Origin of the sequence: Ralstonia nicotianae (genome assembly GCF_018243235.1) — a bacterium.
In the GTDB taxonomy this organism is placed as follows: domain Bacteria; phylum Pseudomonadota; class Gammaproteobacteria; order Burkholderiales; family Burkholderiaceae; genus Ralstonia; species Ralstonia nicotianae.
On sequence record NZ_CP046674.1, the window covers coordinates 944,413 to 970,780 of the forward strand.

A 26,368-nucleotide genomic window follows, 5' to 3' on the forward strand; every position below is an offset into this window, starting at 1 on the left:
CCCAAGCAAAACGGCCCGGAAATCCCGGGCCGTTTTTTTATGCACGGAGGCGGTGTTCAGTGCCGGCCGGTGCTGCCGAAGCCGCCCGCGCCGCGCTCGCTTTCCGCGAAGGCGTCCACGATGTTCAGCTCGGCCTGCACCACCGGCACGATCACCAGCTGCGCCAGGCGCTCCATCGGATTCAGCACGAAGGCGGTGTCGCCGCGGTTCCAGGTGCTGATCATCAGTTGGCCCTGGTAGTCCGAATCGATCAGGCCGACCAGGTTGCCGAGCACGATGCCGTGCTTGTGGCCCATGCCGGAGCGCGGCAGGATCAGCGCCGTATAGCCGGGGTCGGCCAGGTGGATGGCCATGCCGGTCGGGATCAGGTGCGTGCTGCCGGGCTCGAGGGTGAGCGGGGCATCGAGGCAGGCGCGCAGGTCCAGGCCGGCGCTGCCGGGCGTGGCGTACTGCGGGAGCTGTTCGTGCAGGCGGGCGTCGAGGATCTGGACGTCGAGTTTCATGCGGGACAAGCCGAAGGTTGGGTGGCGGAAGCCGGAGATGGTAGCGCAAACGCCTGGGCCAGCAGCTCGTATGAGCGCATGCGTGCCCGGTAGCTCGGCGCGACGGTCAGCACGATCAGTTCGTCGGCGACGAAGCGGTCCTTGAGCCTGAGCATCTGCTCGGCCACGGATTCGGGGGTGCCGATGAGGCTGCGCGGGCGTTCGCGCGCGATGATGGCCTGGTCGCGCTCGGTATGGCGGTGCGCTTCGGCCTGTTCGATGGTCGGAATCGGGCCGTTGACCCCGAGCGCCATCTGCACACGGCGCAGATCGACCGCGGCCTCGCAGCGGCGCGCCTCCGCTTCCGTATCGGCGGCGATCACGAAGACGGCGGCGGCACTGTACGGGCGCGGCTCGAAGCCGGGCGCGAAGTCGGTGCGGTATTGCTGCGCGACGATATGGCCGACGTGCGGGTTGATGAAGTGGGCAAAGGCGAAGCGGATGCCGAGCCGTGCGGCCAGCGCGCCGCCGAAATCGCTGGAGCCCAGCATCCACAGCTCGGGCCGGGTGTCGATCTCGGGCTGCAGGATGACGCCATGGGCCGGGTGGTCGGGCGGCAGCGTGCCGCTCAGGTGCCAGATCAGTTCCTGCACCTGCTGCGGAAAGTGGTCGCCGCGGTTGTAGTCGCCCATGGCGACGGCCTGCGCGGTGCGCATGTCGCCGCCGGGCGCGCGGCCCACGCCCAGGTCGATGCGGTTGGGGAACAGCGCCTCCAGCAGGCGGAACTGTTCGGCCAGCTTGAACGGGCTGTAGTAGGGCAGCATCACCCCGCCGGAGCCCACGCGCAGGTGCCGCGTCGCGCTCGCCACGCGGGCGATCATCACTTCGGGCGCCGGGTTGCTGACGCCGCGCAGGCCGTGGTGCTCGGCACACCAGTAGCGTGTGTAGCCGAGCGCATCGGCCATCTGGGCCAGGTCCACCGTGGCGGCGATGGCGTCGCGCGCGCTGTGGCCGTGGATGACCGGGCTCTGGTCGAGAATGGACAGGCGGACGGTCGTGTCGCGGCTCATGGCCGTGCGCCCTGCACGCGCTCGGCGATGGCGGCGACGATCTGGCGCGCCAGCGTCAGCTTGTCGGCGCGCGGCAGGCGGGTGATGCCGGCGGGGTCGAAGAGGGCGACTTCGTTGTCGTCGCGGCCGAAGGTCTTGTGGCCGAGATTGCCGACCAGCAGCGGGATGCCCTTCTTCCGGCGCTTGGCTTCGCCGAATTCTTCGAGCCGTTCGGTCTCGGCCGCGAAGCCGACGCAGAACGGCGCATCGGCGCGGCGCGCGACAGTGGCGAGGATGTCGGGGTTTTGCGTGAGCGACAGTGCGGGCACATCGGTGTCGCTCTGCTTCTTGAGCTTGTTGTCGGCGGCCTGGGCGACGCGCCAGTCGGCCACGGCGGCGACCGCGATGAAGACGTCGGTGCGGGCGGTGTCCAGCTCGCGCATCACCGCGTCGTGCATCTGCTGGGCGGTCTGCACGTCGATGCGCAGCACGCCGGCGGGCGTGTCCTGGTGACAGGGGCCGGCGACCAGCGCCACGTCCGCGCCGGCCTGCGCGGCGGCGCGCGCCAGCGCGAAGCCCATCTTGCCGCTGGAGAGGTTGGTGATGCCGCGCACCGGGTCGATCGGCTCGAAGGTCGGGCCGGCGGTCAGCAGCACGCGGCGTCCGCGCAGCAGCTTGGGCTGGAAGAAGCCGATGAGCGCCTCGACAATGGCCTCCGGCTCCAGCATGCGGCCGTCGCCGACCTCACCGCAGGCCTGGTCGCCGGCGTCCGGGCCGAGCAGGGTGACATCGTCGGCGCGCAGCTGGGCGGCGTTGCGCCGGGTGGCGGGCGCGGCCCACATCTGGCGGTTCATGGCGGGCGCCACCAGCAGCGGGCAGTCGCGCGCGATGCACAGCGTGGAGAGCAGGTCGTCGGCCAGGCCGTGCGCGAGCTTGGCGAGGAAATCCGTGGAGGCCGGCGCAACGACAATGGCGTCCGCCTCGCGCGACAGGTCGATGTGCGCCATGTTGTTGCCGACGCGGTCGTCCCACTGCGACGTGAACACCGTCCGCCCGGACAGCGCCTGCATCGTCACCGGCGTGATGAAATGCGTGGCCGCGTCGGTCATCACCACCTGCACGGTGGCGCCGGCCTTGGTCAGCAGCCGCACCAGCTCGGCCGACTTGTAGCATGCGATGCCGCCGGTCAGGCCGAGCACGAAATGTTTGCCTTGCAGTTCCATGGGAGCCCGTCTGGAAATCGATTGACGCAATGCGCGAGGGCAGGATACAACCCGGGGCCGGTTCGTCCTGCCGGACAGTGGCGATGATACCGGCTTGCCCGCCGGCCGTCCGGCGGCCGGATTGTTCCCTCAAACGCTTGTTCCCGATATGGTTTTGCGTCGTTCCGTGGTGCGTGATGTGCTGGCGGCGATCGGCCTGGGTGCCGTCGTCGCGCTGGTGGTGGGCGTCGTGCTGGTGCGCGGGTCCAGAACGTGGCTGCGGGAGGAATCGGTCCCCGGCCGCGCGGATGTGATCGTCGTGCTGGGCGGAGAGTCGGGCCAGCGCGTGATCGGCGCGGCCGAGCTGTACCACGCGGGCGTGGCGCCGCGCGTGTTCGTCAGCGGCGAGGGCGACTGCCTGCTGATCGTGCGCCGTCTGGAGATGGCGGGCGTGCCGGCGGAGCGCATCGGTCACGAGTGCGAATCCGGCAGCACGATGGAGAACGCGCGGATGACGCGCCGCACGCTGGCCGGCCAGCCGCCCGTGCGCAGCGCCGTGCTGGTCACGAGCTGGTATCACACCGGCCGCGCGCTCCATGTTTTCCGCCGGGTCTGGCCCGAGGTGGCATGGGGCGCGCGGGGCGTCTTTCCCGGCGATACGCTCGCCAAGTCATTCCCGATCTACGAAAGCGGATCGATCCTGGCGGAGTACATCAAGCGGGCGTGGTACGCGGTGCGGTATTGATCCGCTTGCCGCACCCACGCGCCGCCGCGCCCGGGCGCCCTAGCGGCGAACCCGCCGCAGCTCGTCGATGATCAGCAGCACCGCGCCGATGCAGATGCCGCAATCGGCGACGTTGAACGCGGGCCAGTGGTAGCCGCGCAGGTGGAAGTCGAGGAAGTCCACCACGTGGCCGTAGACGAGACGGTCGATCACGTTGCCCAGCGCCCCACCGAGGATCAGCGCCAGCGCAAAGCAGAACAGCTTCTGCCCGCTGTGGCGCTTGAGCAGCCACACGATGAACAGCGCCGCGGCCACGCCCAGGCCGGTGAAGAACCAGCGCTGCCAGCCGCCTGCCGCCGCCAGGAACGAGAATGCCGCGCCCCGGTTGTAGGCCAGCACCAGGTTGAAGAACCCGGTGATCGGGCGCGACTCGCCGTAGGCGAAGGTTTTGAGGATGGCGATTTTGGTCAACTGGTCCAGCAGGATCCAGATGACGCCCAGGCCCAGCCAGGGGCCCACGCCATGGCCGCCGCCGCTTTTGCTGCCCGCGGCCTTGCTCTTGCCGTTGTTGCGAGTGGCCATCAGGCAGCGCTCCGTTGTTCGCCGGCGCCGAACAGGTTGTCGGTGCAGCGCTTGCACAGGGTCGGGTGGGCCGTGTCGTGGCCGACATCGGCGCGATAGTGCCAGCAGCGCTCGCACTTGGCGTGCCCCGACGGCACCACGCTGATCAGCAGGTCGCCGCCTTCCGGCGCGCGCTCCAGCCTGGCGGCGGACGTGATCAGCACGAAGCGCAGGTCATCGCCCAGGCCGGCCAGCGCTTCGTACACGCCGTCGCCCGCCGAGACCGTCACCTCGGCCTGCAGCGACGAGCCGATCTTGCCGTCGATGCGCAGCGCTTCCAGTTGCTTGGTCACCTCGCCGCGCACATTGCGGATGGCCGCCCATGTCTCCAGCAGCGCACTGGCGCCTTGCGGGACCGGCGCGTCGTAGTAGGTGCTGGTGAAGATGGTGTCGACGTGCGGCGTGCCGTGCGCGAAGACCTGCCAGGCCTCTTCGGCCGTAAACGACAGGAACGGCGCCATCCAGTGCAGCATCGCCTGCGTGATGTGGTACAGCGCGTTCTGCGCCGAGCGGCGGGCCACCGAGTCCGGCGCGGTGGTGTACAGGCGGTCCTTCAGCACGTCGAGGTAGAAGCCGCCCAGGTCTTCCGAGCAGAAGGTCTGCAGCTTGGAGACCACCGGGTGGAATTCATACACGTCGTAGTGCGACAGGATTTCTTTCTGCAGCGCATCCGTCAGGGCCACGGCGTAGCGGTCGATCTCCAGCCACTGCTCGGGCGGCAGGGCGTGCCTGGCATGGTCGTAGTCGGTCAGGTTGGCCAACAGGAAGCGCAGCGTATTGCGGATGCGGCGATAGCCTTCCACCACGCGCTTGAGGATCTCGTCCGAGATGGCGAGCTCGCCCGAGTAGTCGGTCGAGGCCACCCACAGGCGGATGATCTCGGCGCCCATCTTGTTGGCGATTTCCTGTGGCGCGATCGTGTTGCCGATCGACTTGGACATCTTGCGGCCCTCGCCGTCCACCGTGAAGCCGTGCGTCAGCAGTGCCTTGTAGGGCGGCTTGCCGTACAGCATCGACGCGGTCAGCAGCGACGAGTGGAACCAGCCGCGGTGCTGGTCGGAGCCTTCCAGGTACAGGTCGGCCAGGCGGCCTTCGGGCAGCTCGGCCGAGGTGTCGTACAGGTCGGCCGCGTGCGAGCCGCGGATGACGTGCCAGTGCGTGGTGCCGGAGTCGAACCACACGTCGAGCGTGTCGCGGTTCTTTTCGTACAGGTCGGCTTCGTCGCCGAGCAGCTCGCGCGGGTCCAGCGTCTGCCAGGCCTCGATGCCGTTCTTTTCGATGCGCTGGGCGACCTGCTCCAGCAGTTCGGGCGTGCGCGGGTGCAGCGCGCCGGTTTCCTTGTGCACGAAGAAGGCCATCGGCACGCCCCATTGGCGCTGGCGCGACAGCGTCCAGTCCGGGCGGTTGGCGATCATGTTGTGCAGGCGCTGCTTGCCCCACGACGGGTAGAACGCGGTCGCGTCGATGCCGGCGAGCGCGGCCTCGCGCAGCGTGGCGTTGCCGTCGTTGGGCTGCACGTCCATTCCCGCGAACCACTGCGAGGTGGCGCGATAGATGATCGGCGTCTTGTGGCGCCAGCAGTGCATGTAGCTGTGCGCATACTTGTGCGCGTCGAACAGGTTGCCGGATGCCTTCAGCACCTCGACGATCTTCGGGTTGGCATCCCAGATGGACAGCCCGCCGAACAGCGGCAACGTCGACGCGTACACGCCGTTGCCCATCACCGGGTTGATGATCTCCGAGTCGGGCATGCCGTGCGCCTTGCACGACTGGAAGTCTTCCACGCCATAGGCGGGCGCGGAGTGGACGATGCCGGTGCCGGTATCGGTGGTCACGTAGTCGCCCAGGTAGACGGTCGACAGGCGGTCGTAACCGGCGTCCATCTTGGCCAGCGGATGGTGGAAGCGCACCAGCGACAGCGCCGCGCCTTCGCACGTGGCTAGCACGGAGCCTTCGAGCTGCCAGCTCTGCAGGCAGGCCTCGACGCGCTCGCGGGCGACGATCAGCAGCCCGCGCGGCGTGTCGACCAGCGCGTATTCGATTTCCGGATGCAGGTTCAGCGCCTGGTTGGAGGGGATCGTCCACGGCGTGGTGGTCCAGATCACGATCCAGCCCGGCTTGGCCTTGAGCACGTCGGCGCCCACGTGGAAGGCGCTGGCCAGCGCATCGATGTCGGCAAACGGGAAGCCCACGTCGATCGACAGGTCGGTACGGTCGGCGTATTCGACTTCGGCTTCCGCCAGCGCCGAGCCGCAGTCGAAGCACCAGTTGACCGGCTTCAGGCCACGGAAGACATAGCCCTTTTCCAGGATCTTGCCCAGCGCACGCACCTCATCCGCCTCGTTGCGGAAGTTCATGGTCAGGTACGGATCGGCCCAGTCGCCAAGCACGCCCAGGCGCTCGAAGTCCACCTTCTGGCGGGCGATCTGCCCAGTAGCGTAGGCGCGAGCCTTTTCCTGCACCTCCTGGACGGGCAGGCCCTTGCCGAACTGCTTCTCGATCTGGATCTCGATCGGCATGCCGTGGCAGTCCCAGCCGGGCACGTAGACCGCGTCGAGCCCGGTCAGGCCGCGCGACTTGATCACCATGTCCTTGAGGATCTTGTTGACGGCGTGGCCGATGTGCAGGTCGCCGTTGGCGTACGGCGGGCCGTCGTGCAGGATGAACTTCTTCGCGCCCTTGCGCGCGGCGCGGATCTTCTTGTAGAGCTGCTTGTCCTGCCATTGCTTGACCCATTGCGGCTCGCGCTTGGGCAGGTCGCCGCGCATGGGGAAAGGCGTATCCAGCAGGTTGACCGGATACTTGTTCTTCTCCGGCGCGGGCGTCTTCTTGGAATCGGACATGGTGTGGTCTGGGGCGGATTCAGGCAATCAGGGTCGGTGCAGGCGCGTCCCGCGGGGCAGGGCGCGCTTGCGTGGCGTGTAGGGTGTTCGGGCGGCAAGCGTGATGGCCGCCTACTGAATTCGGTCGGTGGCCGAGGTGGCGAAGTCGCGCCGCAGCGCGGGCGATTCGCCGGCCGGCGGAATGGCCAGGCCGAAGAAATGGCGCGCATCGACGCAATCCCTGGCGATCGCATCCTTGAGCGCGTCGAGCGAATCGAAGCGGGCCTCGTCGCGCAGCTTCTTCATGAATTCGACGCGCACCAGCCGGCCGTAGACGTTGGCATGGAAATCGAAGAGATGCGCCTCCAGCAGCACACGGCCGGAATCGTCCACGGTCGGGCGCACGCCGATGCTGGCGACGGCGGGCAGCGGCTTTTCCGCCAGCCCGTGCACCTGCACGATGAAGATGCCCGACACGGCCGGCTTGCGGTGCGAGATGCGCAGGTTCAGCGTGGGAAAGCCCAGCGAGCGGCCGAGCTTCTGCCCGTGCACCACATGGCCGCTGATGGCGTAGCCGTGGCCGAGCAGGCGCCGGGCGTGTTCGAGGTCGCCGGCGGCCAGCGCCTCGCGCACCGCGGAGCTGGAGATGCGGATGCCGCTTTCCGAGACCGAGCCCATCTGCTCGACCTCGAAGCCGAACTGCGCGCCCGCCGCCTGCAGGTAGGTGAAATCGCCGGCACGCTTGGCGCCGAAGCGGAAGTCGTCGCCGACCAGCAGCCAGCGCGCGTGCAGCCCGTCGACCAGCACATTGCGCACGAACGCCTGCGGCGTCTGCGCGGCGAAATGCGCATTGAAGTGCTCGACGACCACCCGGTCGACGCCCTGGCGGCGCAGGCTTTCCAGCTTGTCGCGCAACAGCGCGATGCGGGTGGGCGCGCGGTCCGGCATGAAGAACTCGCGCGGATGCGGCTCGAAGGTCATGACCGTCAGCGGCAGTCCGCGCGCGTCGGCCGCCGCGCGCGCGCGGGCCAGCAGGGACTGGTGGCCGCGGTGCACGCCGTCGAAGTTGCCGATGGTCAGTGCGCAGGGCGTGCGGCTCTCGGCATTGGGCAGGCCGCGAAAGACTTTCACGTGGAGCGTCGAGGATCGAAGAAAAAAGAGTTTTTTTTGTTGCCGGATACGCGCGGTCGCCCGCAAAAAACCGGCAAAACCCACATTATATAAGGTAATGCCATGCTTCCCGGTGGCCGGCGGGATGCAGGGCGTTGCACAATTGCCCATGCGCCACGTGCATGGCGTCCCCGCAGGGAACGGGCTTGCGGCACAATCCGTTATTCCCGATCCGATTCCCTGCACACCATTGACCGCTTCGCTGCGACCTCTCTTGACCAAACTCGGGCTGGCCAGCCGCGCGCCGCTTGAACTCGATGCGCGCGCCAAGCTGCTGGCCGCCGTCCACCGTGGCGCGCCCATGGGGATCGCGGCCTCGGTGGTCCTGCCGGTCCTGACACTGGCCGCCTTCTGGGACTCCGGCAACCGCCTCGCGCTGGCGGGCTGGTGCCTGATCATGCTGTGCCTGACGGCCTCCGGGCTGCGCTTCTATTTCGGCTACCGCTATGACATGACCCGCATGACGCTGGCGGCGCACACCCGCAAGTGGTGGACGGGCATGCGCATCATGTCGGCGGTGGGAGGGCTGGCCTGGGGCAGTTCGGCGGGGCTTTACCTGGTCTCGCCGTCGCTGGAGTTCAGCAGCCTGCTGATGATCGTCATCATCGGCGTGGCAGCGGGGGCGGTGCTGTCGCAGGCGCCGGTGCCGTCCAACCTGCTGATTCTCGGGACCGGCATCCTGACGCCCCATTTCGCGCTGGCCGAGCAGGCCTTCCCCGAGCACGGCCTGTACGTGCGTTGCGTACTGCTGTTCTTTGCGGCGTTCCTGGCGCGCCATGCCGCCAACATCCACAGCACGCTGGTGCGCGAGATCCAGCTCGAGAACGAGAGCCGCCAGCTGGCCCGCCGCTACCAGGACGAGAAACAGCGCGCACTGTCCGCCTCGGAAGAGAAGTCGCGCTTCCTGGCCGCCGCCAGCCACGATCTGCGCCAGCCGGTGCACGCGCTGGTGCTGCTGGTCGAGGCGTTGCGGGCGCGCAACCAGTCCGAGTCGCTGGCGCCGCTGGTGGAGCAGCTCGCGTCGGGCGCGCAGACCATCGACCTGCTGTTCCGCTCGCTGCTCGACCTGTCCAAGCTGGAAAGCCGCAAGACCTCGCCGACGCTGGAGCCGGTCGACCTGGGCGAGGTGATCACGGAAGTGGTGCAGCAGTTCCTGCCCGATGCGCGCGCCAAGGGCCTCGCGCTTACCCAGCGGATTCCGCCGCTGCCGGTGTTCGGCATGGCCGAGCCGGTGCTGCTGCGCCGCGCGCTGTTCAACCTGTTGCAGAACGCTTTGCGCTACACCTCGCACGGCGGCGTGATGGTGGCGCTGCGGGTGCGGCAGAAGCACTTGCGCATCGAGGTGTGGGACACCGGCATCGGCATCGCGCCGGAGCACCAGAAGGACATTTTCTCGTCGTACTACCAGGTCGAGAACCCCGAGCGCGATCCGAGCCAGGGGCTGGGCCTGGGGCTGGCGATCTACAAGGAGTGCGTGCGGTTGCTGCGGGGCACCCACGGCGTGCGCTCGGTCCCCGGGCGCGGCTCGATGTTCTGGATGGCGCTGCGGCCCGTGCCGGCCGAGATCAAGGCGCCGCTGGCCGCCCAGCCGCGCAGCGAGCAGAAGCGCGCCGTGCTGGAGCAGCCTCGCTTTTCCGGCGTGGTGCTCGTAGTGGACGACGATGCCCAGATCCGCAATGCCTGGCATGCGCTGCTCGAGGCATGGGGGGTGGAAGTGCACAGCGCGGCAGACGGCCCCACGGCCGATCACCTGCTGATGCGCGGCCTGCGGCCCCAGATCATCTTCTGCGACCTGCGCCTGCCCGGCAAGGAAGACGGCCTGCAGCTGCTGGAGCGCTGGCAGGTCAGCCATCCCGAGGCCCACGCCGTGCTGCTGACCGGCGATCGCAATTCGGCGGCGCTGGCCCGTGCCGAGGAGGCAGGCTATCTGCTGCTGGCCAAGCCGATGGACCCGAACATGCTGCGCGTGCTGCTCAAGCGCTGGCTGCGCGGCCGCGCAGCCGAGCCGCAAGTGGCGGCTTATTGAAGGGAAGGAATGCGTGTGAGTGGCGCCGCAGCGGGCGGCGGCGCCTGCGTCAGGCCGAGCCGGTCAGGCGGAAGCGCTCCATGCGCGAGATGATCTGGATGCGCGTGCGCACGCCCAGCCGCTGCAGGATCGCCGAGACGTGTTCCTTGACGGTGTTCTCTGTCAGGCCCAGTTGGCGCGCGATGGATTTGTTCGGCAGCCCTTCTAGCAGCAGTGCCAGCACCGAACCCTGGCGCGGCGTCAGGCCCAGTTCGGCCGGCGTGATGGGGATGCCGTGGGAGGCGCCGTTCTTGCCGTTGGCCATGCCCAGGTCGTCTTCCGATGGGAACGACGCGTCCCCGCCGAAAATACCCGCCACCGCTTGCGAGAACGCGTGTGCGTCGGCGTGCTTGCCGATGAACCCGATGGCGCCCAGCGCCTGTGCTTTCGCGACGATTTCCGGCGTGTTCTCGGCCGACATGAAGGCGAAGCGCGCCTCGGGCAGCTTGCCGCGCAGTTCGCGCATCGCGTCGAAACCCGTGCAGTCGGACAGCCAGACATCCAGCAGGACCACGTCCGGGCGGATGCCCTCGTCGATCAGCGCCAGGGCCTGACGCCGGCCGATGGCCGCATGGACTTGGATTTCAGGCAGGGCTTGCGCAAGAAAAGTGGTCGTGCCAGATAAGGCGAGAGGGTGGTCATCGACCACCAGCAGGCTACGCAGCGAGCTCGTCATTCTATTCCCCGGTGAGGGCAGGGCCCTCTTGTTGTTGTACGCGTGCTGCCCCGGCGTGGGCGGTGGCCATCGGGCTTGGTGCCGATGGCCGTCACGGTCATGTTCCGCATATTGTCGCAGCGCGGCGTCGGTGGTGGCGATGGGTGCCTGGGCCGTCCGGCTGCGCACCCGGCCCCGGGTGTGCGGAGAATTATGGTGCCGAGATTATCAGACCGCGGCAGGGCCCGCCAACGTCCGCATGGCCGTTTTTGCTGACGCGGCAGGGTTTTTGCTTGCCCGCGTCGGCTAAATACCACGCTCTGGACAACGCGAGGCGGGCGCCGCTGTGCGCGCGTCACATGGTTTTACCGGGGGAGCGCGGCGCACTTGATAAAATGCTGCGATGAAAAATATCGTCATTCTCATTTCCGGACGCGGCTCGAATATGGAAGCCATCGTCCGCGCATGCCAGGCCGAGGGCTGGCCGGGGCGCATCGCCGCCGTGATCTCCAACCGCCCGGACGCCGCCGGCCTCAGGTTTGCGGCTTCGCACGGCATCGCCACCGCCGTGGTCGACCACAAGGCCTTCCCCGACCGCGACAGCTTCGACACCGCGCTGGCCGCGGCCATCGACGGCTTCGCGCCGGATCTGGTGGTGCTGGCGGGTTTCATGCGCATCCTGACGCCGGGCTTCGTGCAGCGCTACGCAGGACGCCTGCTCAATATCCATCCGTCGCTGCTGCCCTGCTTTCCCGGGCTGCATACGCACGAGCAGGCACTGGCCATGGGCGTCAAGGTGCACGGCGCAACGGTCCATTTCGTGACCGCCGAACTGGACCACGGCCCGATCGTGCTGCAGGCCGCCATCGAGGTGCGTGCTGGCGATACGCCGGATTCGCTGGCGGCGCGCCTGCTGGAGCAGGAGCACGTCATCTATCCGCGCGCCGTGCGCTGGTTCGTCGAAGGGCGGCTGCAGATGGAGCGCGGCGTGGTGCGCGTGTCGCCGGAAGCGTCGCAGCTCGTGCTCGGCGCCGATATGCGGGAGGCCGTATGAGCGGGTCGGGTCGTCAACGTTCTCCGGGCGGTCGGGGCCCTGCGGCAGGTAAGCCCCGCGACGGGCGTCCTCAGCGTCCGGCGGGTCGTGCTCCGCAGGGGCAGCGTCCCCAGGCTGCGCCGCGCTCCCGCACCGGTGTGCACGTTAGCCATCTCGAGCATCTCGACAAGGTACTGGCCCGGCTGCTTCATTTTGCCGCACCGGCCGACATGATCGTCAGCCAGTATTTCCGCGAACACCACGAGCTGGGCCATCGCGAGCGGGGCATCATCGCGGAAGCGGCCTTTGCCGTTCTGCGGCGCAAGGTCGAGTTCGGGCAGTTTGCCGAGAGCGGTTCCGGCCCGGCGCGCCGGCGCCTGGTGCTGCTGGGCCTGCTGCAGACCGTCGGCCGCGAGGCCATCGCGCCGTTCCTGACGCCGCAGGAAGCCGAGTGGCTGGACCGCTGGGCGATCATCGACCGTACCGCGCTGGCGCCTCGCGTGCGCGCCAATCTGCCGGACTGGCTGTTCGACGCGCTGGTTGTGCAGCACGGCCAAGCCTTCACCGAGACGTTGGCCCAGGCCTGGCTTGCGCCGGCGCCGCTGGATCTGCGCGTCAACACCCTGAAGGGCGAGCGCGACGCCGTCCTGGCGACGCTGGCGCAAGCCGGCATTGAGGGCGCGCCGGCGCCGCTGTCGCCGGTCGGCATCCGCCTTGCGGGCAAGCCGGCACTGAACAAACTCGACATCTTCACCAACGGCACGGTCGAGGTGCAGGACGAAGGGAGCCAGCTCCTGTGCCAGTTGCTCGCGCCCAAGCGCAGCGAGATGGTGGTCGACTTCTGTGCGGGCGCCGGCGGCAAGACGCTCGCGATCGGTGCCGCGATGCGCTCCACCGGTCGGCTGTACGCCTTCGATATCTCGGAGAAGCGGCTGGCCAATCTGGGGCCTCGCCTGGCGCGCAGCGGCCTGTCCAACGTGCATCCGGCCCGCATCGACAGCGAGCATGACGCGAAGGTCAAGCGCCTGGCCGGCAAGATCGACCGTGTGCTGGTCGACGCGCCTTGCAGCGGGCTGGGTACGCTGCGCCGCAATCCGGATCTGAAATGGCGTCAGTCGGCCCAGGCGGTGGAAGAGATGTCGGCCAAGCAGCTGTCGATCCTGGCCTCGGCGGCGCGGCTGCTGAAGGCGGGCGGGCGGCTGGTCTACGCCACGTGCAGCGTGCTGGCGCGCGAGAACCAGCAGGTGGTCGAACAGTTCCTGGCCCAGCATGCGGATTTCGTCCTCGTGCCAGCCGGGGAAGCGCTCGCGGCCCAGAAGATTCCGCTCGAAATGGGCCCGTACCTCGAGCTGTATCCGCATGTCCACCAGACCGACGGCTTCTTCGCCGCCGTGCTGGAACGCCGCGCATGAGGACGCGCGGGCTCGGCCTGGCGCTGGCCGCGTGGCTGGCGCTCGCCGGCGGCGGCACCGCGCTGGCCCGCGTCGAGCCGCCGGTGCTGCCCGCCAAGGGCACCATGCAGGCCGCCTTCACGCCCGATGACGACGTCGAAGGGCTGCTCGCCGACGCCATCGGCCAGGCCCGCGAGCAGGTGCTGGTGCAGGCCTATCTGCTGTCGAACAAAGTGATCACCCGCGCGCTGCTGGATGCCCACGGCCGCGGCATCGACGTGCGCGTGCTGGCGGACCGCGAGCAGATGATGCGCTCCGGCGGCAGCCGGGTGCCGGAACTGGCCGGCGCCGGCGTGCCGGTCTCGCTGGAGGTGCGCTACAAGAACGCGCACAACAAGGTCATCGTGATCGATCCGCGCGGCTCGCATCCGGTGCTGGTGACCGGCAGCTTCAACTTCACGCAGACGGCGCAGCGCGATAACGCCGAGAACGTCCTGATCGTGCGCGGCGACGCCGACCTCGCGCAGCGCTACGCCGACAACTGGCAGAAGCACGCGGCCGACGCGCTGCCGTACCTGCCTGACTAACCGACCGCTCCGATGAATGGATTGCCGTTGAACCACATCGCGCTGGGGCGCATGATCGGCGACATCGTCGACGATCTGGGCGGCCCGCGCTTCATTTGGCAACTGGGGGTGTTGGCGCTGCTGCTCGGCGTGGCCTGGCTGGCGGCCCGGCCGATCGCACGGCGACTGCACGCGCGTCACGCCGGCGACAGCTTTGCGCTGCGCTTTGCCTGGGCCAGCCTCGAGCGCGCCGTGTTTCCGCTGCTCGGTTGGCTGCTGGTGCTCGCGGCACGCTATGCACTGACCGGCGTCATGCCGATCAGCGTGTTCCGGCTGGCCGTGGTGCCGCTGTTCGGCCTGGCGATGCTGTATTTCGTGTTCTATGTGCTGCGTCGCGTGTTGTCCGCCAACGGCGATCTGCACGGGATGCTGGTGCTGGTCGAGCGCGTGCTGACTACGCTGATGTGGATCGGCATGGTGCTCTACGTGGTGGGCGTGCTCAGCGATGTGGTCAGCTATCTGGAGGGCATCCAGTTCTCGGTGGGCGGCAAGCAGAAGGTGAACCTGGCGGCCATGCTGATGGCCGTGGTGTGGATCCTGCTGACGGTGCTGGTGGCCATGTGGTTCGGCTCGTGGCTCGACAGCCGCATCACCCGTGCCGCCGCGATCGACGCCAACCTGAAGGTGGTGCTGTCGCGCGTGGCCAAGGCGGCGCTGCTGCTGGTGTCGCTGCTGCTGAGCCTGTCGCTGGTGGGCATCGACCTGACGGTGCTGTCGGTGTTCGGCGGGGCGCTGGGCGTCGGGCTCGGCTTCGGCCTGCAGAAGATCGCCAGCAACTATGTGTCGGGCTTCATCATCCTGCTGGAGCGCTCGCTCAAGCTCGGCGATCAGATCACGGTCAGCACGTACACCGGCATCGTGACGCAGATCCGCACCCGCTATACCGTGGTGCGCAACGGCGACGGCGACACCTTCGTGCCGAATGAACTGATGGTCGCCCAGGCGGTGCAGAACCACAATGAGCGCGGCACGGTTCGCGTGGCCGTGCGGGTGCAGGCCGCCTACCCGGCCGATCCCGAGGTCGTGCTTGGGCTGCTTGTCGCCTGCGCAGAAGGCGTTCCGCGCGTGCTGGCCGATCCGGCGCCGGCCGCGTTCCTGGCCGCCTTTGCCGACAGCGGCATCGAGTATGAGCTGGGCGTATGGATCGCCGATCCGCACAACGGCAAGCTGGGCGTGCAGTCCGACCTGAATCGGGCAATCTACAAGCGCTTCAAGGCGGCGGGCGTCGAGATTCCCTATCCGCAGCGGGAAGTCCGCTTGCTGGGGCCGCTCGCGGTGCAGCAGTCGTCACTGAGTGATTCTGGCGCCGCATCGTAGCGTTGGTGTCGGTCCCTAGCACATCCTGCCGGGGAACGGTAAGTCTTTGTTTTCAGTCAAATTGGCGGTTTTCCCCCATAGTCTAGAGGGGGCATTCGGTTAAAATGTCAGTTGCTCCATAGAAGGATCAGACGGCACCGTCGCAATGGCATCGGCTTTGCGGCAAAGGGCCGCACGACATTGCAATGCGCGGGGGCGGAGGTCACAGTGCAAGCGTAGCGATGCGCCGGCACATGACCGCGGCCGGACGGCCGCATCCGATCCCCCGCCGAACCACCCCCGATGTTGCCGCCAGGCGACACAAGTGGCCCGATGACGCAGCACCGTCAATTCTGACCAGGCTGCTTCGATGACCCCGAGTTGACCACGGAGATGAACTTGATCGACTCCTTTCTGAGTTTCCTTGCCAACGGCACCCTGAACTGGGCCTGGTGGCAGATCCTGATTTTCACGCTGGTGGTGACGCACATGACCATCGCCAGCGTCACGATTTTCCTGCACCGTTGCCAGGCGCACCGCGCGCTCGACCTGCACCCGGCCGCTGCCCACGTTTTCCGCTTCTGGCTCTGGCTGACCACCGGCATGGTCACCAAGGAGTGGGCCGCCATCCACCGCAAGCATCACGCCAAGTGCGAGACCGAAGAGGACCCGCACAGCCCGCAGACGCGCGGCATCCGCAAGGTGCTGCTGGAAGGCGCCGAGCTGTACCGCGCCGAGGCCAAGAACCGCGAGACCATTCAGAAATTCGGTCACGGCACCCCGAACGACTGGATCGAGCAGAACCTCTATTCCAAGTACACCTGGCAGGGCGTTGGCCTGATGCTGATCCTCGACGTGCTGATGTTCGGCACGCTTGGCCTGACCGTGTGGGCGGTGCAGATGCTGTGGATTCCGATTCATGCCGCCGGCATCATCAACGGGCTGGGCCACTACTGGGGCTACCGCAACTTTGATTGCGAAGATGCGTCGACCAACGTGTTCCCGTGGGGCCTGATCATCGGTGGCGAAGAGCTGCACAACAATCACCACACCTACGCCACGTCGGCCAAGTTCTCGATCAAGTGGTATGAGTTCGACGTGGGCTGGGGCTACATCCGTGCGCTGGAGATGGTGGGCCTGGCCAAGGTCAAGAAGGTGGCGCCCAAGGCACGCTTCGGCGACGTCAAGCCGGTTGACCAGAACACGCTGGAAGCGATCATCGCCAACCGCTACGACGTGATGGCCCGCTATGCCAAGACCGTCAAGGTCGCCTATCGCCAGGAGCTGGCCAAGCTGAAGGACGCCCGCGACGTGGAATACCGCGCGCTGAAGCCGGCCCGCAAGTGGTTCCATCGCGATGAGGCCAAGCTGGGTGCGCCTCAGCGTGAGCAGCTGTCGCAGATCGTGTCGGACCATTCCGCGCTGCACACCTTCGTCGAGATGCGTCGCGACCTGGGCGCGCTGTGGGGCCGCTCGAACGCCACGCGCGAACAACTGCTGCACCAGCTGCAGGAATGGTGCAAGCGGGCGGAGGAAAGCGGCATCCATGCGCTGCAGGAATTCGCCGTGCGCCTGCGCCGGTACGCCTGATCTTGCTGCTTCAATGATGAAGCCCCGCTGCGCAGCGGGGCTTTTCTTTTGGGTAAACTTCCTCCATTCATTCTCTTAACAAGGCGCGACCAAGCAGCGCGCTCAGCGTCCTCCACACACACCGTCTGTGATACTGCCGCGCCACTTTTCCCGGCGCCCACCGGACGGGGAGACCACCATGGAAACCCACATCAAGACGGTTGAATTCGAGCGCCCGAATATGCTCGCCGAGGCGCAATCCGGGGCCAGTTGCGTCGCGCACGCCTGGGCCAAGGTGCCGCCGGCTTTGTCACGCGAGGAGCGCGACGCCCTGAAAGCCCGCATCAAGCGTCTGCTCAAGGAGCGGAATGCAGTGCTGGTCGCGCACTACTACGTCGATGCCGACCTGCAGGACCTGGCCGAGGAGACCGGGGGGTGCGTGTCGGATTCGCTGGAGATGGCCCGCTTCGGCCGTGACCACTCGGCCAAGACACTGGTGGTGGCAGGCGTGCGCTTCATGGGTGAGACCGCCAAGATCCTGAGTCCTGAAAAGACCGTGCTGATGCCGGATCTGGATGCGACCTGCTCGCTGGACCTGGGTTGTCCGCCGGACACGTTCGCTGCCTTCTGCGACGCGCATCCGGACCGCACTGTCGTCGTCTATGCCAACACCAGCGCCGCCGTGAAGGCGCGCGCCGACTGGATGGTCACGTCCTCCATCGGCCTGAAGATCGTGCAGCATCTGCACGAGCAGGGACAGAAGATCCTGTGGGCGCCGGATCGCCACCTGGGTAGCTACATCCAGCAGCAGACCGGCGCCGATATGCTGCTGTGGCAGGGTTCGTGCCTGGTCCACGACGAGTTCAAGGGCGTGGAGCTGGACCTGCTGCGAGCCGAGCATCCGCACGCCAAGGTGTTGGTGCATCCGGAGTCGCCGCCATCGGTGGTAGCGCAGGCGGACGTGGTGGGCTCGACCTCGCAGCTGATCGCTGCGGCACAGTCGCTGCCGGCGGACGCGTTCATCGTCGCGACCGACAACGGCATCCTGCACAAGATGCGCATGGCCGCGCCCGGCAAGCGTTTCATCGAGGCGCCGACCGCCGGCAACAGCGCCACGTGCAAGAGCTGCGCGCACTGCCCGTGGATGGCGATGAACGCCTTGACCAACCTGGCCGAGGTGCTCGAGACCGGCCGCAACGAAATCCACGTCGATCCGCAGATCGGCCAGCAGGCGGTGCGCTGCATTACGCGCATGCTGGACTTCGCCGCGCGCGAGAAAACGACAGTCCGGCCCCAGGGCGATCTGGCGGCCAATACGCAACTCTTCCAAGGAGTCGGTCCGGCATGACGGCAACCCAGATGACCACCAGCGCAGCGCAGGCGACGTTCGACAGCTTCGGCTCGGCGCTGCGCGAGGCGTTGGCCGCCAACGTGGCGGCCGCCATTCGCGAGGACGTCGGCACGGGTGATCGCACCGGCCTGCTGGTTCCCGCCGACCGCCATGCCTGTGCCCGCGTGATCGTGCGCGAAGCCGCGGTGCTGTGCGGCGCGCCGTGGTTCGATGCCTGCATGCAGGCTGTCGATCCGGCGCTGCGCGTGACCTGGCTGCAGCACGAAGGCGACCGCATGGCGCCCGATTCCGTGGTGTGCGAGATCGAGGGCCCGGCGCGTTCGCTGTTGACCGCCGAGCGCGCGTCGCTGAACTTCCTGCAACTGCTGTCCGGCGTGGCGACGGCGACGTCGCGCTATGCCGAGGCTATCGCCGGCACGCGCGCCCGCGTGCTGGATACGCGCAAGACCTTGCCGGGCCTGCGCTTGGCGCAGAAGTACGCGGTGCGCATCGGTGGCGGCGAGAACCAGCGGCTGGCGCTGTACGACGGCATCCTCATCAAGGAAAACCACATCGCGGCAGCTGGCGGCGTGACGGCGGCCCTGCGCGCGGCGCAGGCGCTCGATGCCGGCGTGCCGATCCAGGTCGAGGTGGAAACGCTTGCGGAGCTGGAAGAGGCGCTGGCGGCGGGGGCGACTTCCGTGCTGCTCGACAATTTTGACGAGCCCGCCATGCATGAGGCTGTGCGCGTGACGGCGGGCAGGGCGCTGCTGGAGGTGTCCGGCGGCGTGAGCATGGCCACCATCCGCGCGTTTGCGCAGACCGGTGTGGACCGCATCTCCGTCGGTGCGCTGACCAAGGACGTGCGCGCGACAGACTACTCCCTGCGCGTCGTCGAATAAGACGGCTCAGTGCTTGCGCGAGGTGCGCCGATGCGCGGGTTGCATCACCGTCGGCAGCGCCTTGGGCAGGGTCTGCGGGTAGTCGCGCGAGAAATGCAGGCCGCGGCTTTCGTGGCGTGACAGCGCGCTGTCGACGATCAGCGAGGCCGCCTCCACCAGATTGCGCAGCTCCAGCAGGTCGTGGCTGACGCGGAAGTTGGCGTAGTACTCGGCGATCTCTTCGCGCAGCAGGGCGATGCGGTGCTGTGCGCGTTCCAGTCGCTTGTTGGTGCGCACGATGCCGACGTAATTCCACATCATGCGGCGCAGTTCGTCCCAGTTGTGCGAGACGACGACTTCCTCGTCGGCGTCCGTCACGCGGCTTTCGTCCCAGGCCGGGATCGGGGTCGGGGTCGGCGCCGTGGCCGGCTGGCCCAGGATGTCCTGCGCCGCGCCGCGCCCGATCACCATGCATTCCAGCAGCGAATTGCTGGCCAGCCGGTTGGCGCCGTGCAGGCCGGTGTAGGCCGTTTCGCCTACCGCGTACAGGCCCGCGATGTCGGTGCGGCCGAGCTGGTCGGTCACCACGCCGCCGCAGGTGTAGTGCGCGGCCGGCACCACCGGGATCGGCTGGCGCGTGATGTCGATGCCCAGTTCCAGGCATCGGGCGAGGATGGTCGGGAAGTGTTCCTGAATGAAGGCGGGGCTCTGGTGGCTGATGTCGAGGTAGACGCAGTCCAGGCCGCGCTTTTTCATCTCGAAGTCGATGGCGCGGGCCACGATGTCGCGCGGGGCCAGTTCGACCCGCTCGTCGTGGGCGGGCATGAAGCGCGTGCCGTCGGGCAGGACCAGCCTGCCGCCTTCGCCGCGCACCGCCTCGCTGATCAGGAAGGATTTGGCGAACGGGTGGTACAGGCAGGTCGGGTGGAACTGGATGAACTCCATGTTCGCCACGCGGCAGCCCGCGCGCCACGCCATCGCGATGCCGTCGCCGGTGGCGGTGTCGGGGTTGGTCGTGTACAGGTAGACCTTGCCGGCCCCGCCGGTCGCCAGCACGGTCTGGCTGGCGATGATCGTCTTGACGTCGCCGCGCTTGCAATCGAGCACGTACAGGCCGTGGCAGCGCATGCCCGGCAGCCCCAGCTTGGCGTCGGTGACCAGGTCGATGGCGAAATGGTCTTCCAGCAGCGTGATGTTCGGATGCGCGCGCACCTTGTCGACCAGCGTGGTCACCACGGCATGCCCGGTGGCATCGGCGGCGTGGATGATGCGGCGGTGCCGGTGGCCGCCCTCGCGCGTCAGGTGGAAGCCGAGTTCGGCCCGTGCGTCGCGCGTGAAGGGGACGCCGTGGCCGATCAGCCATTCGATGGCGGCGCGGCCGTTTTCGACGATGTAGCGGGTGGCCGCTTCGTCGCAGAGGCCGGCGCCCGCGATCAGGGTGTCGTCGACGTGCTCGTCATGGCTGTCGTTCGAGTCGAGCACCGCGGCGATGCCGCCTTGGGCCCAGTCGCTCGCGCCTTCGGGCAGTGTGCGTTTGCTGATGACGACCACGCGGCGGTGATCGGCGAGGTGCAGGGCGACGGTCAGGCCCGCCAGACCACTGCCGACAACGGCAACATCGAAATTCATGGAAAACCCGTGCGGGACGCGGGGTATGTCAGCGGCCGGCGCAGCCGCGGGTCAATCGGAACCGGAAAGAGACGCAGTGTACACCGTGCTCTCGCGGGCTTGCGGCGGACAACAAAAAACCCGCCATGAGGCGGGTTTCTCGGTGCCGGCGATGCCGACGGAAACCAATTACTTGATCTTGGTTTCTTTGTAAGCGACGTGCTTGCGGGCGACGGGATCGAACTTCATGATCTCCATCTTTTCCGGCTTGGTGCGCTTGTTCTTGGTGGTCGTGTAGAAATGACCCGTACCTGCGGTCGATTCCAGCTTGATCTTGTCGCGTCCGCCTTTGCTGGCCATGATGTACTCCTAATTAGACTTCGCCGCGTGCGCGCAGATCTGCGAGCACTTCGTCGATACCTTTCTTGTCGATCAGGCGCAGACCGGCGTTCGAGACGCGCAGGCTCACCCAGCGGTTTTCGGATTCAACCCAGAAGCGACGGTTCTGCAGGTTCGGCAGAAAACGGCGCTTGGTCTTGTTGTTGGCGTGGGAAACGTTGTTGCCGACCATCGGCGCTTTCCCGGTCACTTGACAGACGCGTGCCATGGAGCACTCCTAACTCTTGATTCGTATGACTACAGTTTGCGACCGGGCGCGGGTGCAAAACCAAGCGCAGCGCCACTGTAGAGGTGGGACACTTCAGCGAAACGCGGATTATACACACAAAACCACTGTGGAATCAACGAGATCAATGGAATGCCGACACGCGCGGCGTTGGCGCTACATTTTGCCGTGCTCCAGGAAGCTGTAGACCTCGGCGCGGCCGACGATCATGTGATCCAGGACTCTCACGTCGAGCAGCGCGAGTGCCCGGCACAGCTCACGGGTGAGCATCAGGTCCGATTCGCTGGGCTCGACATGGCCGGTCGGGTGGTTGTGCGACAGGATCAGCGCCGAGGCGTTGTGGTGCAGGGCCCGCTTGGCGATCTCGCGCGGGTAGACGCGGGCTTCGGTCAGCGTTCCCTGGAACAGCTCTTCCCAGGCGATGAGCCGGTGCCGCACGTCCAGGAACAGGCAGGCGAACACTTCCTGCGGACGGTGGCCGAGCGTGAGCCGCAGGAAATCCTTGACGCTCTGCGGGGATTCGAGGGTCTGGCCGTACGCGATTTCTTCCTTGAGCGCGCGCCGCGCCACCTCCAGCAGCGCGTGCAACTGGGCGTACTTGGCCGGCCCCATGCCGTGGATGGCGGAGAACTCCCGCCGCGACGCATGACACAGGCGCCCGAGCGAGCCGAAGTGGGCCAGCAGCTCGCGGGCGAGATCGACCGCACTCTTGCCCGGCATGCCGATGCGCAGGAAGATCGCCAGCAATTCCGCGTCGGACAGCGCGGCGGGACCTTGGGTGAGCAGTTTTTCTCGCGGCCGCTCGTGGGCCGGCCAGTCAGCGATTGCCATGGAACGTGGGAATGCGATGAGCAAAGCCGCGAGGCGGCGCCGCGTGCAGCGTCCGGCGCGTCTGCGGGAGGGGTGGTGCTGACGTACAATACCTGGTTACTTTTTGGTCGAGCAGGTCAAGCGTGCAAAATTTGGTGAACGGGGCGCCGGCAGGCGGCGCAGGCAAAGTGGTCGGGCCGGATTCCTATCTGACGCTGCATTACCGGATCGCTCTGGAAAACGATACGGACATCGTCACCACCTTCGGCGATAAGCCCGCCACGCTGCTGTTGGGCCAGGGCCAACTGGCGCCGACGCTGGAACAGGCGCTGCTCGGCATGCACGAGGGTGAGCGCATGACGTTCCGGCTGGCGCCCGAGCATGCATTCGGGCCGCGCAATCCCGATCTGCTGCAGCGCGTATCGCTGGCCACGCTGCGCGAGAACTCCTCGTTCGAGGAGGACTACCAGCCCGGCGATCTCGTCGAGTTCAACGCCCCCAGCGGCGGCAAGTACGCGGGCGTGCTGAAGGAGGTCGGTGAGACCGCGGCGCTGTTCGATTTCAATCATCCGCTGGCCGGGCAGACCATCCTGTTCGAAGTCCAGCTGATCGGCATCCTGTGATGAGCACGACCGAGAACGCTGCGATCGAACCCGTGACCGGCGCCGACGCCGAAGTCCTGCTGGCACAGCCGCGCGGCTTCTGCGCCGGCGTGGACCGCGCCATCGAGATCGTCGAGCGCGCGCTGCAGCTGTTCGGTGCGCCCATCTACGTGCGCCACGAGATCGTGCACAACGCCTACGTGGTGAGCGATCTGCGCAGCAAGGGCGCGGTGTTCGTGCAGGAGCTGGACGACGTGCCGGTGGGCGGTACGGTCATCTTCAGCGCGCACGGCGTGTCGCGCGCCGTTCGCCAGGCCGCCGAGGCGCGCGGCCTGCGCGTGTTCGATGCGACCTGCCCGCTGGTGACCAAGGTGCATGTCGAAGTGTCGAAGATGCGCACCCAGGGCTTCGAGATCATCATGATTGGTCACAAGGGCCATCCGGAAGTCGAGGGCACCATGGGGCAGGCCGACGACGGCATGCTGCTGGTCGAGTCGGTGGACGACGTGGCGCGCCTGGCCGTCAAGGATCCGGCGCGGCTGGCCTACGTTACGCAGACCACGTTGTCGGTGGACGAGACGCAGGAGATCGTCGCGGCGATCAAGGCGCGCTTTCCTGCCGTGCACGAGCCCAAGAAGCAGGACATCTGCTATGCCACGCAGAACCGGCAGGACGCGGTCAAGTTCATGGCGCCGCAGGTCGAGGTCGTGATCGTGGTCGGCAGTCCGAACAGCTCGAACTCCAACCGGCTGCGCGAGCTGGCCGAAAAGCTGGGCGTGCCCGCCTATATGGTGGATACCCCGGAGCAGGTCAGGCCGGAGTGGCTGGCGGGCAAGCGCCGCGTCGGCCTGACGGCGGGGGCGTCCGCGCCGGAGGAGCTGGCGCAGTCGATCGTCGATCGCCTGCGCGCACTCGGTGCGCGCTCCGTGCGTCCGCTCGACGGCATCCAGGAAAACATGTCTTTCCCTCTTCCGAGGGGACTTCAAATCAATTGATTGGCATGATGTAAATGTCCGCTTAATTGATCGCACGGTAATGGTGCGCACAATTGCGGTGCGTAAAGCGCTTTTATCGATATAGCGGCCACTCTTTCAGAAGAGTGGCCGTTTTATTTTGTGCATTGCAAAAGAATTCGATCTCCGGACGGCCTTGCTGTGTACGAAAGTGCGCTTGGCGTCGCGCCAACGCCCAGGCCCGGAAAGGCTCTGGCACGCTTCTTGTTAAAGCTGTTTGCCATTCGCGTTTGCCTGCGCGAAATCACCCGTTTCTGTGCATTGGGGAAAGCCCGTAAAAGGGCGTAGTTACGGCAAAAATCGTTGTTGCGACGCGTATTGCATCCGCAAAAAAAGGGGATACAATTCGCGCGTTTCAAATTGAAACAATCCGCGCAAAGGGAGTGGCCGGGAGGCAGGACGCTCTCTTTGCTCTTGCGAGATCTAGGAGATCATTCATGCAAATTCAGCTTGCCAAAGTTCTGCCGCTTGCGGCTGCCGTGGCACTTGTAGCAGCCTGCGGTAAGAACGAGGAAAAGCCCGCAGACCAGGCTGCTGCGCCTGCTGCAACGTCGGCCCCGGCCGCTGCTGCCGGTGGTGGTGAGACCGTCATCAAGATTGGTCACGCCGCACCGTTGACGGGTGGTATCGCTCACTTGGGCAAAGACAACGAAAACGGTGCACGCCTGGCCGTGGAAGATGTCAACAAGGAAGGGCTGACCATCGACGGCAAGAAGATCAAGCTGGAGCTGGTGGGCGAGGATGATGCAGCTGATCCGAAGACGGGTACGGCCGTTGCGCAAAAGCTGGTGGACGAGAAAGTCGTCGCCGTCGTGGGCCACCTGAACTCGGGCGTGTCGATCCCGGCCTCGAAGATTTACAGCGATGCCGGCATCGTGCAGATCTCGCCGTCGTCGACCAACCCCGACTACACCAAGCAGGGCTTCAAGACGACCTATCGCGTGGTTGCGACCGACGCGCAGCAGGGTCCGGCGCTGGCCAACTACGCCGCCAAGACCCTGGGCGCCAAGAGCGTGGCGATCGTCGACGATGCCACCGCCTACGGCAAGGGCCTGGCCGACGAGTTCGAGAAGACCGCGAAGGCCGACGGCGTGAACGTGGTGGCACGTGAAGCCACCAACGACAAGGCCACCGACTTCAAGGCCATTCTGACCAAGATCAAGGGCAAGAAGCCGGACGTGATCATGTACGGCGGCATGGACGCCACCGGCGGTCCGTTCGCCAAGCAGGCCAAGGAACTGGGCATCACGGCCAAGATCGTTGGCGGCGACGGCGTGTGCACCGACAAGGTGGCCGAACTGGCCGGCGACGCCATCGACAACATCATCTGCTCGGAAGCGGGCCTGGCGCTGTCGAAGATGGAGAAGGGCGCGGACTTCGAGAAGAAGTACGAAGACCGCTTCAAGACGCCGGTGCAGATCTACGCACCGTTCACGTATGACGCCGTGATGGTCGTCGTCGATGCGATGAAGCGCTCCAACTCGGTGGACCCCGCCAAGATCCTGGCTGCCATGCCGACAACCAATTATCACGGCGTGATCGGCAACATCGCGTTCGACGACAAGGGTGACCTGAAGGAAGGTTCGATCACCCTGTACAACTACAAGGACAAAAAGAAGACCGTTCTTGACGTCGTGAAGATGTAATCGAGGGGTTATCCGCCCTGGAAAACGGCACCGCGCCTTACCCTAGCGGTGCCGTTTTTTATAGCCTCGCCAGTTACACAAGACCCTCACCATGGGTGCGTCGGCAGGCCGCTTACCAGCACACACTTTACCCATCCGATTGATCGCATACCTTGCGGGCGCGCCATCCCGTCGCCTACAACAAAGCAAGGCATAGCAGGAGCTGTTCTCATGGATATCTTTATCCAGCAGATCGTGAACGGCCTGGTGCTCGGCAGCATTTACGCGCTGATCGCACTTGGCTACACCATGGTCTACGGCATTCTCGGCATCATCAACTTTGCCCACGGCGATGTCCTGATGATCGGCGCGATGTCCGCACTGACCGCCATCAACTTCCTCCAGAAGTTCTTCCCCAACCTGCCTGACTGGCTGACGCTGGTCCTGGCGCTGCTGTTTGCGATGCCGGTCTGCGCCGTCGTCGCATACACCATCGAGCGGGTCGCCTACCGGCCGCTGCGCAATGCGCCGCGCCTGGCGCCGCTGATCACCGCCATCGGCGTGTCGATCGTGCTGCAGACCCTGGCGATGATGATCTGGTCGCGCAACCCGCTGACCTTCCCGCAACTGCTGCCCTCGTCGCCGATCGATATCGGTTCGACCGGCGCGACGATCACGGGCAAGGAGATCGCCATCATCCTGGTGTCGCTGGCGGTCATGACCGGGCTGACGCTGCTGGTCAACCGCACCAAGCTCGGCCGCGCCATGCGCGCCACTGCCGAGAACCAGCGCGTGGCCGGCCTGATGGGTGTTAACCCCAACTTCGTCATCTCCGCCACGTTCATGATCGGCGCTGCCATGGCAGCCGTCGCCGGCGTGATGATGGCCACCAACTATGGCAATGCCCACTTCTACATGGGCTTCATCCCCGGCCTGAAGGCGTTCACTGCCGCGGTGCTGGGCGGCATCGGCAACCTGGCGGGCGCCATGGTGGGCGGTGTGCTGCTGGGCCTGATCGAGGCCCTGGGTGCCGGCTACATCGGTGACCTGACCGGCGGTGTGTTCGGTTCGAACTACCAGGATGTTTTCGCGTTCATTGTGCTGATTTGCGTGCTGCTGTTCCGCCCGTCCGGCATCATGGGCGAACGCGTTGCAGACCGTGCATAAGA

24 protein-coding genes are annotated in these 26,368 nt (G+C 66.6%); 13 read left to right on the top strand and 11 right to left on the bottom strand.

Features of this window, described 5'->3' with window-relative positions:
• Nucleotides 1-56 precede the first annotated feature (56 nt).
• Genes dut through coaBC form a run of 3 tightly spaced genes read right to left on the bottom strand, consistent with a single transcriptional unit; the run spans nt 57 to nt 2,754 of the window.
• Nucleotides 57-503, bottom strand: a complete 447-nt coding sequence (dut, locus tag GO999_RS04360; RefSeq protein ID WP_019718361.1) for a dUTP diphosphatase — start codon at nt 501-503, stop codon at nt 57-59.
• Complete coding sequence (locus GO999_RS04365) at nt 500-1,552, bottom strand: LLM class flavin-dependent oxidoreductase (RefSeq protein WP_071507062.1); 1,053 nt, start codon at nt 1,550-1,552, stop codon at nt 500-502. Before GO999_RS04365 ends, dut begins: the two co-directional genes overlap by 4 nt.
• Nucleotides 1,549-2,754, bottom strand: coding sequence for a bifunctional phosphopantothenoylcysteine decarboxylase/phosphopantothenate--cysteine ligase CoaBC (gene coaBC / locus GO999_RS04370; protein WP_011002378.1), 1,206 nt, complete (start codon nt 2,752-2,754; stop codon nt 1,549-1,551). The genes GO999_RS04365 and coaBC overlap by 4 nt, the downstream gene beginning before the upstream one ends.
• A gap of 148 nt (nt 2,755-2,902) precedes the next feature.
• Between coaBC and GO999_RS04375 the strand changes: the two genes are divergently transcribed.
• Entirely contained in the window at nt 2,903-3,478 is a 576-nt protein-coding gene (locus GO999_RS04375) for a YdcF family protein (protein ID WP_028853530.1), read from the top strand.
• Nucleotides 3,479-3,517: 39 nt separating this feature from the next.
• Here the strand turns inward: GO999_RS04375 and lspA are convergent, their stop codons facing one another.
• The 3 genes from lspA to GO999_RS04390 form a co-directional block, all read right to left on the bottom strand.
• On the bottom strand, nt 3,518-4,039 hold the full coding sequence (lspA, locus tag GO999_RS04380) for a signal peptidase II (protein WP_011002376.1): 522 nt from the start codon (nt 4,037-4,039) through the stop codon (nt 3,518-3,520).
• Nucleotides 4,039-6,921, bottom strand: coding sequence for an isoleucine--tRNA ligase (gene ileS / locus GO999_RS04385; protein WP_019718365.1), 2,883 nt, complete (start codon nt 6,919-6,921; stop codon nt 4,039-4,041). Before ileS ends, lspA begins: the two co-directional genes overlap by 1 nt.
• Before the next feature lie 111 nt (nt 6,922-7,032).
• Nucleotides 7,033-8,031 (bottom strand): bifunctional riboflavin kinase/FAD synthetase, encoded by a 999-nt coding sequence (locus tag GO999_RS04390; protein WP_016724137.1) that lies wholly within the window; start codon nt 8,029-8,031, stop codon nt 7,033-7,035.
• A gap of 229 nt (nt 8,032-8,260) precedes the next feature.
• Between GO999_RS04390 and GO999_RS04395 the strand changes: the two genes are divergently transcribed.
• Entirely contained in the window at nt 8,261-10,096 is a 1,836-nt protein-coding gene (locus GO999_RS04395) for an ATP-binding response regulator (protein WP_019718366.1), read from the top strand.
• Between the two features lie 49 nt (nt 10,097-10,145).
• On the opposite strand, the gene GO999_RS04400 is transcribed toward GO999_RS04395, so the two are convergent.
• Nucleotides 10,146-10,811: a response regulator gene (locus GO999_RS04400; RefSeq protein WP_028853529.1), complete on the bottom strand. Its 666-nt coding sequence runs from the start codon at nt 10,809-10,811 to the stop codon at nt 10,146-10,148.
• A 382-nt stretch (nt 10,812-11,193) separates the two neighbouring features.
• Here GO999_RS04400 and purN point away from each other — a divergent pair, with 382 nt between their 5' ends.
• From purN to nadC, 7 genes are all read left to right on the top strand, one after another.
• Nucleotides 11,194-11,844, top strand: coding sequence for a phosphoribosylglycinamide formyltransferase (purN, locus tag GO999_RS04405; protein WP_011002371.1), 651 nt, complete (start codon nt 11,194-11,196; stop codon nt 11,842-11,844).
• Nucleotides 11,841-13,235, top strand: a complete 1,395-nt coding sequence (locus GO999_RS04410; protein ID WP_211906576.1) for an RsmB/NOP family class I SAM-dependent RNA methyltransferase — start codon at nt 11,841-11,843, stop codon at nt 13,233-13,235. The genes purN and GO999_RS04410 overlap by 4 nt, the downstream gene beginning before the upstream one ends.
• Nucleotides 13,232-13,801: a phospholipase D family nuclease gene (locus GO999_RS04415; RefSeq protein ID WP_011002369.1), complete on the top strand. Its 570-nt coding sequence runs from the start codon at nt 13,232-13,234 to the stop codon at nt 13,799-13,801. Before GO999_RS04410 ends, GO999_RS04415 begins: the two co-directional genes overlap by 4 nt.
• A gap of 12 nt (nt 13,802-13,813) precedes the next feature.
• Nucleotides 13,814-15,157, top strand: a complete 1,344-nt coding sequence (locus GO999_RS04420; RefSeq protein WP_011002368.1) for a mechanosensitive ion channel family protein — start codon at nt 13,814-13,816, stop codon at nt 15,155-15,157.
• Nucleotides 15,158-15,529: 372 nt separating this feature from the next.
• Nucleotides 15,530-16,726, top strand: a complete 1,197-nt coding sequence (locus tag GO999_RS04425; protein WP_011002367.1) for a DesA family fatty acid desaturase — start codon at nt 15,530-15,532, stop codon at nt 16,724-16,726.
• Between the two features lie 178 nt (nt 16,727-16,904).
• Nucleotides 16,905-18,053 carry a quinolinate synthase NadA gene (gene nadA, locus GO999_RS04430; RefSeq protein ID WP_011002366.1) on the top strand — a complete coding sequence of 383 codons (1,149 nt, stop codon included), beginning with the start codon at nt 16,905-16,907 and terminating at the stop codon, nt 18,051-18,053.
• Nucleotides 18,050-18,937 (top strand): carboxylating nicotinate-nucleotide diphosphorylase, encoded by an 888-nt coding sequence (gene nadC, locus GO999_RS04435; protein ID WP_016725921.1) that lies wholly within the window; start codon nt 18,050-18,052, stop codon nt 18,935-18,937. The genes nadA and nadC overlap by 4 nt, the downstream gene beginning before the upstream one ends.
• Nucleotides 18,938-18,943: 6 nt before the next feature.
• On the opposite strand, the gene nadB is transcribed toward nadC, so the two are convergent.
• The 4 genes from nadB to radC all read right to left on the bottom strand — a co-directional run bounded on the left by nadB (nt 18,944) and on the right by radC (nt 21,980).
• Entirely contained in the window at nt 18,944-20,545 is a 1,602-nt protein-coding gene (gene nadB, locus GO999_RS04440) for an L-aspartate oxidase (protein WP_211906577.1), read from the bottom strand.
• A gap of 168 nt (nt 20,546-20,713) precedes the next feature.
• Nucleotides 20,714-20,884: a 50S ribosomal protein L33 gene (rpmG, locus tag GO999_RS04445; RefSeq protein WP_003262397.1), complete on the bottom strand. Its 171-nt coding sequence runs from the start codon at nt 20,882-20,884 to the stop codon at nt 20,714-20,716.
• A 13-nt stretch (nt 20,885-20,897) separates the two neighbouring features.
• A complete protein-coding gene (gene rpmB, locus GO999_RS04450) occupies nt 20,898-21,131 on the bottom strand; it encodes a 50S ribosomal protein L28 (RefSeq protein WP_003262398.1) in 234 nt (77 codons plus the stop codon).
• 174 nt (nt 21,132-21,305) lie between these two features.
• Complete coding sequence (gene radC / locus GO999_RS04455; RefSeq protein ID WP_211906578.1) at nt 21,306-21,980, bottom strand: RadC family protein; 675 nt, start codon at nt 21,978-21,980, stop codon at nt 21,306-21,308.
• 122 nt (nt 21,981-22,102) lie between these two features.
• Between radC and GO999_RS04460 the strand changes: the two genes are divergently transcribed.
• The 4 genes from GO999_RS04460 (at nt 22,103) to GO999_RS04475 (ending at nt 26,366) form a co-directional block, all read left to right on the top strand.
• Entirely contained in the window at nt 22,103-22,582 is a 480-nt protein-coding gene (locus tag GO999_RS04460) for an FKBP-type peptidyl-prolyl cis-trans isomerase (protein WP_028860891.1), read from the top strand.
• Nucleotides 22,582-23,556, top strand: a complete 975-nt coding sequence (gene ispH / locus GO999_RS04465; RefSeq protein WP_028860890.1) for a 4-hydroxy-3-methylbut-2-enyl diphosphate reductase — start codon at nt 22,582-22,584, stop codon at nt 23,554-23,556. The genes GO999_RS04460 and ispH overlap by 1 nt, the downstream gene beginning before the upstream one ends.
• Before the next feature lie 455 nt (nt 23,557-24,011).
• Entirely contained in the window at nt 24,012-25,220 is a 1,209-nt protein-coding gene (locus GO999_RS04470) for a branched-chain amino acid ABC transporter substrate-binding protein (RefSeq protein WP_058907798.1), read from the top strand.
• 210 nt (nt 25,221-25,430) lie between these two features.
• Complete coding sequence (locus tag GO999_RS04475; RefSeq protein ID WP_011002359.1) at nt 25,431-26,366, top strand: branched-chain amino acid ABC transporter permease; 936 nt, start codon at nt 25,431-25,433, stop codon at nt 26,364-26,366.
• Nucleotides 26,367-26,368: the final 2 nt, after the last annotated feature.

Excerpts from the sequence above, each read along its gene's own strand:
- dut (WP_019718361.1), bottom strand. The coding sequence starts at position 503 with ATGAAACTCGACGTCCAGATCCTCGACGCCCGCCTGCACGAACAGCTC.
- GO999_RS04365 (WP_071507062.1), bottom strand. The coding sequence starts at position 1,552 with ATGAGCCGCGACACGACCGTCCGCCTGTCCATTCTCGACCAGAGCCCG.
- coaBC (WP_011002378.1), bottom strand. The coding sequence starts at position 2,754 with ATGGAACTGCAAGGCAAACATTTCGTGCTCGGCCTGACCGGCGGCATC.
- GO999_RS04375 (WP_028853530.1), top strand. The coding sequence starts at position 2,903 with ATGGTTTTGCGTCGTTCCGTGGTGCGTGATGTGCTGGCGGCGATCGGC.
- lspA (WP_011002376.1), bottom strand. The coding sequence starts at position 4,039 with ATGGCCACTCGCAACAACGGCAAGAGCAAGGCCGCGGGCAGCAAAAGC.
- ileS (WP_019718365.1), bottom strand. The coding sequence starts at position 6,921 with ATGTCCGATTCCAAGAAGACGCCCGCGCCGGAGAAGAACAAGTATCCG.
- GO999_RS04400 (WP_028853529.1), bottom strand. The coding sequence starts at position 10,811 with ATGACGAGCTCGCTGCGTAGCCTGCTGGTGGTCGATGACCACCCTCTC.
- purN (WP_011002371.1), top strand. The coding sequence starts at position 11,194 with ATGAAAAATATCGTCATTCTCATTTCCGGACGCGGCTCGAATATGGAA.
- GO999_RS04410 (WP_211906576.1), top strand. The coding sequence starts at position 11,841 with ATGAGCGGGTCGGGTCGTCAACGTTCTCCGGGCGGTCGGGGCCCTGCG.
- GO999_RS04415 (WP_011002369.1), top strand. The coding sequence starts at position 13,232 with ATGAGGACGCGCGGGCTCGGCCTGGCGCTGGCCGCGTGGCTGGCGCTC.
- GO999_RS04420 (WP_011002368.1), top strand. The coding sequence starts at position 13,814 with ATGAATGGATTGCCGTTGAACCACATCGCGCTGGGGCGCATGATCGGC.
- GO999_RS04425 (WP_011002367.1), top strand. The coding sequence starts at position 15,530 with ATGAACTTGATCGACTCCTTTCTGAGTTTCCTTGCCAACGGCACCCTG.
- nadA (WP_011002366.1), top strand. The coding sequence starts at position 16,905 with ATGGAAACCCACATCAAGACGGTTGAATTCGAGCGCCCGAATATGCTC.
- nadC (WP_016725921.1), top strand. The coding sequence starts at position 18,050 with ATGACGGCAACCCAGATGACCACCAGCGCAGCGCAGGCGACGTTCGAC.
- nadB (WP_211906577.1), bottom strand. The coding sequence starts at position 20,545 with ATGAATTTCGATGTTGCCGTTGTCGGCAGTGGTCTGGCGGGCCTGACC.
- rpmG (WP_003262397.1), bottom strand. The coding sequence starts at position 20,884 with ATGGCCAGCAAAGGCGGACGCGACAAGATCAAGCTGGAATCGACCGCA.
- rpmB (WP_003262398.1), bottom strand. The coding sequence starts at position 21,131 with ATGGCACGCGTCTGTCAAGTGACCGGGAAAGCGCCGATGGTCGGCAAC.
- radC (WP_211906578.1), bottom strand. The coding sequence starts at position 21,980 with ATGGCAATCGCTGACTGGCCGGCCCACGAGCGGCCGCGAGAAAAACTG.
- ispH (WP_028860890.1), top strand. The coding sequence starts at position 22,582 with ATGAGCACGACCGAGAACGCTGCGATCGAACCCGTGACCGGCGCCGAC.
- GO999_RS04470 (WP_058907798.1), top strand. The coding sequence starts at position 24,012 with ATGCAAATTCAGCTTGCCAAAGTTCTGCCGCTTGCGGCTGCCGTGGCA.
- GO999_RS04475 (WP_011002359.1), top strand. The coding sequence starts at position 25,431 with ATGGATATCTTTATCCAGCAGATCGTGAACGGCCTGGTGCTCGGCAGC.